The sequence below is a fragment of the Faecalimonas hominis genome (assembly GCF_054660755.1).
The window spans coordinates 14,642-28,995 of record NZ_BAAHSH010000009.1 but is presented as its reverse complement, the minus strand read 5'-3'; the positions used below and the strand labels follow the sequence as shown (position 1 = coordinate 28,995).

The 14,354-nt window shown below is 38.4% G+C and carries 8 protein-coding genes and 1 riboswitch; all 8 genes read right to left on the bottom strand.

The window, feature by feature from the left end:
* Window positions 1-62 precede the first annotated feature (62 nt).
* On the bottom strand, window positions 63-752 hold the full coding sequence (locus ACYQ35_RS01505; protein WP_459829434.1) for a response regulator transcription factor: 690 nt from the start codon (window positions 750-752) through the stop codon (window positions 63-65).
* Complete coding sequence (locus tag ACYQ35_RS01500; RefSeq protein ID WP_009461733.1) at window positions 745-2,238, bottom strand: sensor histidine kinase; 1,494 nt, start codon at window positions 2,236-2,238, stop codon at window positions 745-747. Before ACYQ35_RS01500 ends, ACYQ35_RS01505 begins: the two co-directional genes overlap by 8 nt.
* A gap of 191 nt (window positions 2,239-2,429) precedes the next feature.
* Window positions 2,430-3,617 (bottom strand): methionine adenosyltransferase, encoded by a 1,188-nt coding sequence (metK, locus tag ACYQ35_RS01495; RefSeq protein ID WP_009461734.1) that lies wholly within the window; start codon window positions 3,615-3,617, stop codon window positions 2,430-2,432.
* A 124-nt stretch (window positions 3,618-3,741) separates the two neighbouring features.
* A riboswitch (SAM riboswitch) is annotated at window positions 3,742-3,844 on the bottom strand.
* Between the two features lie 87 nt (window positions 3,845-3,931).
* Window positions 3,932-8,698 carry a discoidin domain-containing protein gene (locus ACYQ35_RS01490; RefSeq protein ID WP_459829428.1) on the bottom strand — a complete coding sequence of 1,589 codons (4,767 nt, stop codon included), beginning with the start codon at window positions 8,696-8,698 and terminating at the stop codon, window positions 3,932-3,934.
* Between the two features lie 33 nt (window positions 8,699-8,731).
* Window positions 8,732-10,822 carry a transglutaminase domain-containing protein gene (locus ACYQ35_RS01485; protein ID WP_459829425.1) on the bottom strand — a complete coding sequence of 697 codons (2,091 nt, stop codon included), beginning with the start codon at window positions 10,820-10,822 and terminating at the stop codon, window positions 8,732-8,734.
* A gap of 134 nt (window positions 10,823-10,956) precedes the next feature.
* Window positions 10,957-12,249, bottom strand: coding sequence for a UDP-N-acetylglucosamine 1-carboxyvinyltransferase (locus ACYQ35_RS01480; protein ID WP_459829422.1), 1,293 nt, complete (start codon window positions 12,247-12,249; stop codon window positions 10,957-10,959).
* Window positions 12,250-12,479: 230 nt separating this feature from the next.
* Window positions 12,480-12,881 carry a hypothetical protein gene (locus ACYQ35_RS01475; protein WP_459829419.1) on the bottom strand — a complete coding sequence of 134 codons (402 nt, stop codon included), beginning with the start codon at window positions 12,879-12,881 and terminating at the stop codon, window positions 12,480-12,482.
* Window positions 12,882-13,105: 224 nt separating this feature from the next.
* On the bottom strand, window positions 13,106-14,296 hold the full coding sequence (locus ACYQ35_RS01470) for a tyrosine-type recombinase/integrase (protein ID WP_117636801.1): 1,191 nt from the start codon (window positions 14,294-14,296) through the stop codon (window positions 13,106-13,108).
* Between the last annotated feature and the right edge of the window lie 58 nt (window positions 14,297-14,354).

The following is a 14,354-nucleotide window of genomic DNA, read 5'->3' as shown; positions in this document are numbered from 1 at the left end:
ATTCTAACAAATTTCTACATAGGCAAAGCAAATACGATATCGTATTTGCTCTGATTAGTATACTACACTTTGAAGCGATAGCCAACACCCCAAATTGTTTCTATATATTGCGGTTTTGATGTATCGAATTCTATTTTCTCCCTTATCTTTTTAATATGGACTGTTACAGTCGCAATATCCCCTATGGATTCCATATCCCATATCTCACTGAACAACTGATCTTTCGTATAGACATGGTTCGGGTGGCTGGCAAGAAAAGTAAGCAAATCGAACTCTTTCGTCGTAAATGTTTTCTCTTCTCCATTTACCCACACACGTCTCGCTGTTGTATCAATCTTAAGTCCTCTTATTTCAATAACCTTATTCTCTTCTATTGTACTTCCAATCAATCTCTCATATCGCGCAAGGTGTGCTTTTACCCTCGCAACAAGTTCACTCGGACTAAACGGTTTTGTCATATAATCATCTGCCCCCAGTCCAAGACCTCTGATTTTATCAATATCATCTTTTTTTGCAGAAATCATAATAATCGGTGTGTTCTTTTCATCACGAACTCTTCGACAAATCTCAAATCCGTCCACCCCCGGAAGCATCAAATCCAAAATAATCAGATTGTAGTCCTCGCCAAGCGCTTTCAACAATCCCATCTCACCGTCATTTGCCACTTCCACTTCAAATCCGCTTAACTCCAGATAATCTTTCTCCAAATCAGCAATCGCTTCCTCATCTTCCACAATTAAAATTTTATTCATTTATCGGCACCTCCTGATATTTTCTAATAACAAAATACATTACTGTTCCTGTTCCTTCTTTACTTGTCGCCCAAATCTTGCCACCGTGTTCCTCAACAATTTTCTTTACAATGGAAAGACCGATTCCGCTTCCTCCTTTGGAAGAGTTTCGTGAGGCGTCTGTCCGGTAAAACCTGTCAAAAATATTTGGCAAATCTTTGGACGAAATTCCTTTTCCATTGTCTTCAAGTTCTACCTGAATAAAATCTCCAACGTCTTTTATCCGAAGATTAATGCGTCCCTGTTCTTTATCCATATATTTTATCGAGTTTGTCACGATATTGTTGATAACTCTCTTCAACTGTTCCGCATCGGCGATAATCTTCTGCTCGCCCTCCACATAATTAGAATACCCGAAAACAATTCCTTTTGATTCTAATTCCAACGATAAATCTTCCGCACAATCATCAAAATAATCATTTACCGAAATTGTGCTGAAATTATACGGTATGCGGTTTGTATCTATTTTAGAGTAAAATGTCAGTTCATTAATCAGTCTGTCCATCTCGTTCGCTTTATTATAAATCGTGCGGATATATTTTTCCATCTTCTCAGGCGTATCTGCAACACCGTCCATAATTCCTTCCGCATATCCCTTAATCGCCGTAACCGGAGTCTTCAAATCATGAGAAATGTTACTGATCAACTCTTTCCCTTCTTTATCGTACTGGAGTTTCTCCTCCGCATTTGTCTTCAGACGCTTTCTCATATCCTCAAAATCCTGACAAAGCTGTCCCAATTCATCATCGGCCTCTGCCTCCAACCGGAATTCAAGATTTCCTTCTTTGATGTTCTTTGCCGCCTTCTGCATTTTCCCAAGAGGCCCTGTCACCCCTTTATATATCCAGAAAATAAGAAGCGCTGCCGTCACAACAAGAATAATGATAATTGCCAGCAATGCGTCCGTAATCAACTGACGCACTTCAGGAATCACATTGCTTACGTCTGTCACAAGAAAAGCACTCCCCTGAGTGCCGTCCGCCTGACGAAAATCAATTTGCTTAACTAAAGATTGTGCATTTCCATAATACACTCCATTCTTAGACGTTGAATCGTGCTCCCCGTATTCCGGAAGTTGATAAATCATCTGCTTCGCCTGCTCGGCATCTCCGCCAATATAAATAATTTTCTTATTATTTCTGACAATGAGATAGGAATTTTTAGAGAGAAGTTTCTCATTTATCTCCTCCAAATAAGTGATATCTGCAAGTTTACTCGGATTTTCAGAGGCAACCTGCTTCAGTTCGTGGTACGGCTGCTCCGTCAGACTGTTCATCACCTGTACGGAATTTGAAAAATTCTTATACGTTGTTCCCGTAATCCCATAATTTTCTTCTATCGCATTAATCTGATACTGACTCAGTCCGAAAATAATAATTGCCGTCAATAAAATCGGTAAAACACTGACCGTTACAAATGCTGTAATTAATCTCGTTTTTAACTTCAAACGGACACTCCCTTTCGTTTTACTTACCTTGACATCAAGGCTTGCGTGTACATTATAGCATGGTATTTTCCGTTCTACACCAAAACACTTATAAACATTTATAAAATTCTTATAAACAAGTGAACAAACTGTGAAAGGGGACGTAGTATTCTACAAGTTTACTACGTCCCCTTTCACAGTTTCGACACATTTTATAAATATTTCTTTAAATCTTCTACTTTATCCAGTTTTTCCCAAGGTAAATCCAAGTCGTTGCGGCCGAAGTGTCCGTACGCCGCTGTCTGTTTGTAAATCGGACGGCGTAAATCTAACATTTTGATAATTCCCGCCGGTCTTAAATCAAAGTTTTCTCTGATGATTTCTACTAATTTTTCTTCAGACAGTTTTCCTGTTCCGAATGTGTCTACCATGATTGACGTAGGCTGTGCAACTCCGATTGCGTATGATAACTGGATTTCACATTTATCTGCAATTCCGGCTGCAACAATGTTTTTCGCTACATAACGTGCTGCGTACGCTGCTGAGCGGTCTACTTTTGTACAGTCTTTTCCTGAGAATGCTCCGCCGCCGTGACGAGCCATTCCGCCGTAAGTATCTACGATGATTTTACGCCCTGTCACACCACTGTCTCCGTGCGGTCCGCCAATTACAAAACGTCCTGTCGGGTTGATGAAGAATTTTGTGTTTTCATCAATCATTTCTTTTGGAAGGATTACATCAAACACGTGTTTTTTGATGTCTTCATGAATCTGTTCCTGTGTTACGTCAGGATCATGCTGTGTAGAAAGTACAACCGCATCTAATCTTTCCGGTTTTCCTTCTTCATTATATTCTACGGAAACCTGTGTTTTTCCGTCCGGACGTAAATAAGTAAGTGTTCCGTCTTTACGGATTTTTGTCAACTGCAATGCCATTTTGTGCGCCAGTGAGATTGGGTATGGCATAAGTTCTTCTGTCTCATTTGATGCGTACCCGAACATCATTCCCTGGTCGCCCGCACCGATTGCTTCGATTTCTTCGTCTGACATTTTATTTTCTTTTGCTTCTAATGCTTTGTCTACTCCCATCGCAATGTCTGATGACTGTTCGTCAATGGCTGTGATAACTCCGCAGGTATAAGCGTCAAATCCGTATTTTCCACGGTTATATCCGATTTCGTTGATTGTCTCTCTTACGATTTTCTGAATATCCACGTAAGCATTTGTTGTGATTTCACCCATAACTAAAACAAGTCCTGTTGTGATTGCCGTCTCACATGCTACACGGCTGTTTGGATCCTGCTCCATTAATGCGTCTAAAACAGCATCTGAAATCTGGTCACAAATCTTATCCGGGTGTCCTTCTGTTACCGATTCTGATGTAAATAATAATCTTTCCATGTCCATTTCCTTTCTTTTCTTACTTTCTCTTTTCGGGATTTCTTCACAGAGTACCGTATTTTTCACGGTTTTCCGCAAAAAACAGCCCACAAAAGTGGACTGTTTATATTTTCATAAATCAATCCTCTTATTGTTCGATTACTCGCTCAGGTTGGCACCTTCCTGTCCGTGACAAGGGGTTGCCGTGGCTTCATCAGTCCTTTTACCTCCACCACTCTGAATAAGAGAAAGTTTCTATATAATACATATGTTTGTTACGCTGACTATCATAACACTAGTTACAGGTTACGTCAACCTGTATTTTGAGAAGAATGTTAATCTTCTTTTTTCTTTCTTCTGCTAATTACAACAGCGCCTGCTGCCGCCATAAGTCCCAAATACCATACCGGTGACTGTGTATCTCCTGTTTTAACAGGCTTCTGTTCATCCGGTTTCACTGTCGGTTTCTCTCCTGAAGGTTTATTTTGGTCTGGTTTGACCGGTTTTTCCGCATCCGGCTTATTTGGGGTTTCCAGATCTGGCTTATCTGGATTTTCCTGATCTGGCTTATCTGGATTTTCTGGATCAGTTGGTTCAGATTTTTTTTCAAATACTGCATACACTGTCATATTTTCTCCGGCAACCGTGTCTGCCGTCACTTCTACCCCTGTACCGTCTTTTTCCGTATTCCAGCCTTTGAATGTAAATCCTTCTTTTACTGGATTTTCCGGCAAATTGTCACCTAACACCTTACCTTTTTCCAGTTCTACTGATGTTTCTTCTCCATCGACATCAAATGTAACTGTTACTTTTTCTTCTTTTTCAGGAATATTTGTCAAAGCATCTGCCAATAATTCTTCTGCTGCCTTTACATTTTCTTGTTCTGCAAGAGCATTTTTATATAAAGATTTTCCTTCCGCATATGCCTCAACCAAAGCATCATAGCCTTTTCTGTCAGCAAATGTCACACCAAGTTCTGCGAGTTTTTTCTCTGCATCCTTTACCAGTTTGCCCAACTCTATTTTGTCTACAGACTCATATGCCTCAAACTCTCTTAACTTAAATGTTTCATTATTACGAAGACTTACTCCCTGCATCTTCAGATAACGTGTGTTTAACGGCATTTCAAATACAATTGTATTTACACTCTCTCCTGTAAGCATCTTCACATCTGTCCACGTTGTTCCGTCTATTGATGTTTGAATCTTGAAACTCTGAGGTGCTCTGTCCCATTGCAATACAAGTTTACTTATCTGTTGTTCTTTTAACATATCCACTGCAAAAGAACTATCTGCATAAGCACCTTCAAAATAAGAATCTTTTTCACTAACTGTTGTATCATGCTTCCCGTCTAATGTATTTCCATCACCGTCAATCGCTTTCCAACCCACACGTAGTTTTTTCCAGTCTACGTCTTGGTTTGTATCTCCTTTATGCTGTGCTGTTCCTGCAGCTACTGTTGCCTGCGATACGTTTAATTCTTTTACTATATTTCCTTTAGAAATCTCATCAATCTTCTCAGGTGACAATGCTTTGTTATACACTTTAATATCTGCAATTTTACCATTTAGTCCTTCCCCGATTGTAGAAAGAGGGAATACAAATGTAGAAAGAAGATGTTCATAATCTGTTTCCGAGTTGGAAGTTCTCAGTAACGCCTTAGAAAACTTTCCATTTACATATAACTTCGTTACCTGTTGTGTGCCTACAACCGTCAACTGTACATCTTCCCCTTTTGGAAGTTTAAATCCAAAGTCCTGATTGAAGTAAGAACGATTTAATCCTAAATTTCCATTTTCTTTTACAGTCAGGCGTCCATCTCTTCCATCAAAAAGACAAATATCCTTTTGATCTGCTGCATCTTTCGGAAGTTTCAAATCAAACTGCACTGTATACGGATAATCTACCGAACGCAATCCTGTTTCTACTTTTCCCCTTCCATCTAATTTTAACCATGTTTTTCCGTCTTCTTTTTCTACTTTTGCTCCTGTAATTTTCCCATTATAAGCATTTCCACTGACATCATACACTTTTCCGTCTTTTACATTCTCGAAATCATAGTCTAAAACAAGTCCTGTTTCGCTCTTTATATCTCCCCCTAAAGACACACCCGGTCCCTGTTGTAATCTTTCATATTTAAAACTATAATCTTCAAATGTTTGTGTTACATCTGTTCCACCCCACGTTTTTTCACTGAGTATGGCTGCCTGACGTAAAATACGTTCAAAATTATCTCTTTCCGTAACCCCCATATCACTAATGTCTGCCCAAAGAGCAGTTTTGGCACCGAGAAGATTTGGTTCAGATTTTTTTACGTCATTACTTCCCGTCATGATGGTTGGATTCCAATTGTTAAAAATATGTTCTACATTAACCACATCTCTTTTATCTCGACCCGGATTTCCGTATAAGTGGAAAGAGTCTACATTTACAACTTTGTATCCTTGTTTAATTCGATTCTGTGCATTTTCCCAAGAGTTTGACCAAAAATCAATTTCAATATCGTTATATTCCTTTGCTTTATCTTCTTGATTTGCAAAAAATTGTTTTGTTGAACCCCACATACGCACTTTTTTGTTATGCTTTTTAACATTGTCCGCTGTCTGTCGGATATATTCCTGTACACCCTTTCTTTCTTCATTCGTAACGTTCCAGTATTCATCCGCACCGATATTTACTGTATCTCCTAAAAATACATTTTCATCTAAATATTCATCAAACAATGCATCCATAAATGCAAATGCAGAATCCTTTTTCGGACCTGTCATCGCCAAAAGTTCCCAGTCTTTATCTGCATTAATGTTTGTTGTAATTCCCGGAACCTTTTTCTTGAGTTCATCCAAATTGTTCTTCACATATTTTGTAAAAAGGAGTGAATGTCCCGGTGCATCAATCTCGGAAATCGGGTTAATCCCATAATCCATAGCCATTTTCTGCAGATTTTTATATTCCTCTTTTGAATATTGTGGAGCGCCTCCATACACTTCATTATAATACTCATCTTTTTTCGGAGTTGTTTCTAACCCTGGAAATGTATCACTTTCCAGACGGAACATACCCTCCACATCTTTCCAATGCTCATATTTATCCCTATCTTTATCTCCCGGCACATGACGGTTATCATTCAAGTGGAATTGCACTTCATTAATTTTATAGAATGACAATGCTTTTACAATATCTTCCAACGCATCCATACGGTATGGTGTTCTAGCAATATCAATCATAACACCACGCACTTCATATTTTGAAAAATCTCTCGCCACACCTTTCGGGAAAATAAATTCGCCTTTTTGTGTGTAGAATACCTGTTCCAACGTCATCGCACCGTACAGACAACCGTTATATCCGTTTGCAGTAATATGAATTCCCTTGTCATCTGCCTGCAATAAATACCCTTCGTCTCCGAGAGAATATATGTCTTTTTTCAGTGATTCAATGACAATATCATTTGCGTCCCCGCTCTGTCCGCTGACAATCTCCAGTTCCATTCCCGTGATTTCTTTCATATCTTTTTGGAACTGTTTTGCAACTTTTTCTGCATTTACATTTCCGTTATCTTTTACAATAATGCGGGAATCTTTTCCTAATTTTACATCACCATTATAGCCGTACCATTCCTGAATACTCGGAATGACTTTCGGCTCTGCATTCGGTCTTTCTACCTGCGGGAAAAGGTCCGTATGTTTCTGTGTCTTTTTCGGCACGGATACCTGAAATGTTTTCTGTGCCTTATCGTTTTCGTCTTCTTTATTTACAACCTCCAACATGATTTCCATATTGTTATAATCGTAAATGTTATAATCCGTAATCTTTCCTTCATCAGTGATAACCTGTGGAAATTCACTTCCCACTACACGAATTTCATATCCCTCCGGCACTGACGGAAGAGGCACTTCTGCCATGTCTGCCGTAATCTTATCCAGACCTTTTACGGAATCCATAACTTCCTGTGCGGATTCAGGTTCGTAAGGCACCTGCACCTGCGTTCCGTTGATTTCAATTTCACGCACAGAAACGCTGTTTCCGCCTGCATTTGTATTTACTTTATTAAATTCAAAACGCACATATTTCTTCAGATTTTTTACATCTGTAATGCTTACCTTTTTATTCTCATCTTTTGCATCACTTGAAGGGTCACATTTAAACGTTGCGACAGGCTCTCCCCAAGCATCATTTTTATTCTCTTTTGTCTTAATCACAAAATCTGTTGCAAATACTTTTTTAAAGAACGTTAAATCAATACTTGTAATATCTGTCACTTCATTTCCAAGGTTAATTTCAAACCATTGCATTGTCTGATTTTGGTTCGCAGTTGTTCCATTTTTCATTTTCGGTGCAGACCACCTTGATGTATCTGTTGTTTTATCTCCATCTACAGCCAATTCCGGTTTAAACTGTGGCGCTTCTGCCTCTACACCTGATGCAGTTACTTTTTTCCCTCTGGCAATATTTCCCGTCACTGTATTCGGTTTATCAGGACTATCTAATTCTCCATGCACTTCACATTCATAAACACCGATACTTCTTTTCGCCGCATTCTGATTAGCAGAAGTAAAACGAAGACGAATATATCTTGAAACTTCTGTAGGCTGTCCATTTTTCGTCAAATCTACTTTTCTTGTAATATTTGCATCGTTACCTGAAGGAATATCTAACTTTCCAACTTCTGTCCACTTCGCATTACTTCCATTATTGTCTGAAGTTTCAATAACAAAACTTCCATATAATTTTGCAAAAAATTTCACTGTCACATCGGATACTTTTGCCGAATTTCCTAAATCCACTTCTATCCACTGTTCTGTAAATGTATCATCATCTCCACTCTGCCAGCGGCTATTCAATCCATCGGTTGTTGTATTATCTCCTTTTCCGTCAAATGCAAGATTCGGTAATCTTGCAGGATTTCCATCTGTCGCCTCTAAATACTTTGATGCTCTTGCGGGACGGTTTAGTGCAAGGTTTGTTTCTACTCCTCGTTTTTCTGCAACTTCCTGTACTTGTGTAACTTCTTCACTCGCTGCCTGCACCATGCTAATAGATGATAGATTTCCCATTGTCAGCGTGGCTGCAAGCAATAATGCCATAACTCTTTTCTTTTTCATTTTCTTTCCCCACTTTCAAACATATCCTTTTGGTTATTTCCTTCTTCTCTCCAAAAATGCAATAACCGCCATACTAAGCATTGCTCCTAAACCTGCCATTACCGGTGTTGATACATCTGATGTCTTTGGCACTTCCGAGTTGTTTGGTTTCACTGTTTCTTCTTTAGAAGGATGATTTGGATGATTTGGACTATTTGGTTCTTCAGGATTTTCAGGTTTATTCGATTCTTCCTGTTTTTTCATCCCCAAAATAACAGAATTCAAATTACCCATTGCCTCTTCCAACTCTTCCACTGTCACATTATCTTTTGCAAGCAATTCTTCCAAACTGTGCACTGCTCTGCGAAGTTCTTTCACGCTCGCCTCTGTGTATATTTCCGGATTATCATATGCTTTTGCTTTCACAACCAATTCTTTTGCCTCTTTCTTCTTGGCAATTACCGCTTCAGGAACAACCGGTTCTTCCGGCTCTTCTTTTATCTTCTCCATGTTTGTGATAGCACTGTTCAGATTTTCAATTGCCTTATTCAACTGTTCAACCGTCACATCACTCTGTTCTACTATCTGTTCCGCTACATTAATCGCATCACGAAGTACTTTTATACTTTTTTCTGTATATACGGAAGAGTCGTCATATTCTTTTGCTTTCTGAATTAACTCTTTTGTTTCTTCTATCTTAATTTCAATTTCTCTGACATCTATAAATCGAATTTGATGTTCCTTCGCAAATTTTTCTGCTGCGCTTCCTTTCTCACCGAGAATTGTAAGTCCTCCCATATTTACTCCTGTAAAAGAGTCCTGCATAATCTCTTCTACAGATTTCGGGATATAAATTTTAGTAAGACTACCACAACCATTCAATGCATACGAAGGAATATTTGTAATACCATCTTCTAACACAATTTCTTTTAAATTTTTCTTTCCATTCAAAGCAATATTATCCAGTTTTACTGTCCCTGCCACATAAATTTTTTCTTTTCCTTCCGGAACTGTAAACAGTATAGTTTGATCCGTATTATAAACTGCTCCATCATAAGAAGAAAATTTTGTATTTCCTTCTTCCACCAAAAGTTCCTTTACATATGGATTTTGAAAAGTTTCTTTCTCATCATAGTGCTGCACTTCTTTTGGAATAACAAAACTTATATCCTCTTTCTGATATGGATAAATTAAAATTTTAGACAAATCTTTTGTAAATAACACTCCGTCTTTAGATGTATAGTTTTGATTTTCCTTAGCCACAGTTATACTTTTCAATGTCGTTGACTGATTTACATCTTCTATATTATTTACTTTTTCTGTTACAACAAGATGTTCCATTCCATATTTGCTTGAGAATACTGACTCAGAGACAGAGGTCACATCCATTCCATTGAACTTCTCCGGAACAGTAATCGTCTTCTCTCCTCCTGTTATCCCCAAAACTGCAAGTCCTTTATGAAATCCTAAAATAACTCCATTCTCATCAACAGCAGATACTCCTTGTAAATCAACGGATGTATGGCTTTTAGAAAATTCTTCTAACCCATAATCAAAGTTTTTGGGATCGGAAGTTCCCCATGTACTATCTGAGAAAAACCATTTTCCGTCAGTATAGACCATATTCCACGCATGCGCTCCCGATGTTGTATCTCCTGTAACTAAGATTGCCGGAATTCCCGCAAGGTTCAGCATCGCTTTATAAAGGTTTGAGTACCCTCCGCAGACAGCCACTTTATACTGAAACACTTCATATGGTCGCAATCCTACATTTTGATCCTGCGGTCTTGCATAGCGAATATTTTTCATAATCCATTCATAAATTTTCTTTGCTTTCCGGTAATCGTCTTTCTCATCTTTGATAACTGTTGTTTCCAAAAATGTTTTGATTTCAGCCGCCTCTTTCTCCGTCATCTCGCCAAGTGACTGATCCCAAGTTTGAAAATCTTCAGGTTTTAATGAAGTAACAAAGTCTAATGCAATTGTATTATATTCCTTTGCAGAGACTTTTTGAGTTTCTTTCTTCTGTGCATATACATATTCTGTCTTTGCCTGCACCTGTTTTTGATAAGGTACAGTTGAAATCGAAATGCTTATTATCGATACTAAAACACCTAATTTGAGCCAAATTTTTTTTCTTTTCATTATTTTTCTCACTTTCGCAATATTTTCTTCATTATAGCATATATTCGATAAAAAAACCAATTTTATTTTATACTCCGCATATTTTTTGTGCATAATAACAAAAGGAAGATACTATGAAGTATCTCCCTAACTTTCTAACCTACTTTAAATTTGAATTTTTGAATTTCTTTTTCACTTGCAACTCTTTCAATTACACCGCCAAGACTTCTTAATTTCTCCTCAAATCTTTCATATCCTCTTTGAATGTAAACAATATCGTCTACAATTGTAATTCCTTCCGCTGCAAGTCCTGCTATACAAAGCGCCGCTCCCGCTCTTAAATCCGGTGCACTCACTCTTGCTCCCGAGAATTTCTCTACACCTTCAATTGTCGCCGAATTACCTTCTACTTTAATATTTGCGCCCATTCTCGCAAGTTCATCTAAATATTTAAAACGATTTTCAAAAATGCTCTCTGTAATCGTACTTGTCCCTGAACATAATGCCAATGTCACACCCATCTGTGGCTGCATATCTGTAGGAAATCCCGGATATGGCAACGTCTTCACCTGTGTATGTGTCAATCTTCCCTTAGAGACAACACGAACGGCATCATCAAACTCTTCCACTTCACAGCCAATCTCAACTAATTTCGCCGTAGTCGCCTCCAAATGTTTCGGAATAACGTTCATAACCGTGACATCACCCTGTGTTGCTGCCGCCGCCATCATAAATGTACCCGCTTCAATCTGATCCGGAATAATGGAATATTCTGTCTTATGAAGTTTCGGAACTCCTTTGATTTTAATTACATCTGTTCCCGCACCTCTGATATTCGCACCCATGCTGTTCAGGAAGTTTGCAACATCTACTACGTGAGGCTCTTTCGCCACATTTTCCATAATTGTTGTTCCCTCAGCCATCGCTGCCGCCATCATCACATTGATTGTCGCTCCTACGCTTACAACGTCAAAGTAGAGATGTGTTCCCTTTAACTGTTCCGCTTCAGCAATAATCTTACCATGTTCGATAACAACCTCTGCTCCAATTGCCTTAAATCCTTTCAAATGCTGATCTATCGGTCTGCTTCCAATATTACAGCCGCCCGGAAGGGCTACTTCCGCCTTATTATATTTGCCAAGTAACGCGCCTAAAAGATAATAGGACGCACGAATTTTCTTAATATAATCATATTCAATGCTGAAATCTCTTACACCGCTTCCATTGATTTTCACCGTATGACGGTCAACTCTTTGGATTGCAGCGCCGATTCCCGACATTGCCTCCAACAATACGTTAATATCGTTTACATCAGGTAAATTATCTATTGTTACTGTCTCATCTGTCATTATTGCAGCCGCAAGTATTGCAAGCGCTGCATTCTTAGCACCACCGATTTGTACCTCCCCAACCAGCGGTGTTCCTCCCTTTATAATATACTGCTCCATATTGCACCTCGATTATTGGTTATTTATTCCTGTTTCTATGTTAATTTTCTTCTCATCTAGTTCTGTTCTAATTTTAAGCATAGTATGTTTTTATTATAACACAAAATCTTTATTTGTAAAATATTTTTCAAGATGAAAGAAAAAAGAAATTCGACAGTAATCTCCATAACTCCCCCTCGATCACTGTCTTTCTTTGTTTATTCTATCACACTGTATATTAATCGTCCATATTAATAAAATCTTCTTCGTCTTCTTCTATGTTCATTTCTTCTTTTCATCAACTCATTTAAAAGCAAAACTTCCACTATATCTCTGATATCCCTTCTGTTGTTCCATCTGTTCTGCTGCATTTCCAATTCATCTTCGATATCGTCCCTTCTATCCATTGCCTCCACCCGCTCACAAATTCTGTTGCACATCAGGCGGATTCCAAGCATATCAGGATACTCGTCATAAATCATACTTCCTTCATATTCCATTCTCTCACATTCATCTTCCACAAACGGAAGTATTCTTTTTACCGCATTCGGATATAAACTTTTCATGTATTCCATATCCTGTCTTTCTTTTCTTTCATCATCATATTCAAAAGGCATTGGGTATGCCATATAATAAGGTAATTTATAATCCATTATTCTTCTTCCCTTCACACTTTATCTACTGTATTATATGTTTATCTAAAAAAACTTACTAAATTTCTGATTATCTTTTCATAAGTTGGTAAATGCCGATATATCCCGTATTTTAGGGCTTTATCGGTATTTTCTTTTTGGAAGATACCTTGCATAAGCTGGCATTTACCAGCATGAAAATGCAACCAAAAGTAGTAAATGAGTAGTAAATATAAGCTCCGATATTAACAAGCCAGTCTTTCCAGTTCTTCTTTTGCAGATTGAAATGTACCGTGTGCGTAATAACCAAGTGTCATAGTTATGTTAGCGTGTCCCATGAGATATTGCAGGGTGTTTGGGTTCATTCCTCTATTTGCCATATTCGTACAATAAGTATGTCTGAATGAATGTGGTGTGATGTTCGGTAACTTATCCGTGTGATACTTGTTATACTTTTTAATTAGTCCTCGCACCATGCCCTCATAGTTTCCTGCAACTTTAGGCAAGCCCTCACGGTTTAAGAATAGAAAATTGCTGTAACCACCTACAATCAGCGGTTGTGCTTTTCCTCTGTTCTTTAGTATTCTTTGGATTGCTTGATAAGCCCGTTCTGTCAATGGAAGTTCCCGTTTTCCGTTTTTGGTCTTTGGTGTTTCAATATAGTAGCCCATTTCGCTATCTTTCAATAGCTGGTGGTCTATATTGAGTATTCTGTTCTGCATATCAATATGCGTCGTCAATCCGCAGAATTCAGAAATACGAAGTCCCGTTTCCAGCAGAAGCACAACCTCATCATAATACTTGCTGTAAATCTTGTCCTTTTCCATAAAGGCAAGCAGGCGTTCTTCCTGCTCTGGTGTAAGGATAACTTTCTGCTCCGTATCATCTTCCAGAACATCACTTAGCTTAAAGTCAAATGGGTTCTTTCTGATACAGTCGTCTTGTATCGCCATGTAAAATGAAGCTTTCAAGGAACGCTTATAGTTATCAATCGTTTTATAGGAATATCCTTTTTCACTCATTCTGATAGCCCATTCTTTAGCGTCCGACTGCTTAACAGTATCAATCGCCCTCATACCCAATGGGTCATTTTTCAGAGCGTTCATAAGATACTGTCGTCCTTTTTCAGTAGCCCTCTTGATGTTCTTTCTTTGGCTGTTCTTCTTGTCGTAGAGCTGGCAGACTGTCATTTTACCGCCGACTGTGTCGATACCGTCGTTAAGGTCTTTTTTTATCTGTGCTTCTTTTTCCCTCAATGAAATATCATCACGCTTTCCAGCAGGTGTCTTGTCTGTCGGTACAAGTTTCCAAGAATAGATAAATTGTGGCTTTCCGTATATATCGGTATATTTATAAACGTATCTTCCGTCTTTTCGCTGGCTCTCTCCATTACGCAAATTGCGATTTTTACTGTCTTTTCGTTTTACATTAGACATAGTGTAAAGCTCCTTTCCGTCATGGAATGAGCCGTGATACGCTATACCTTATTATACC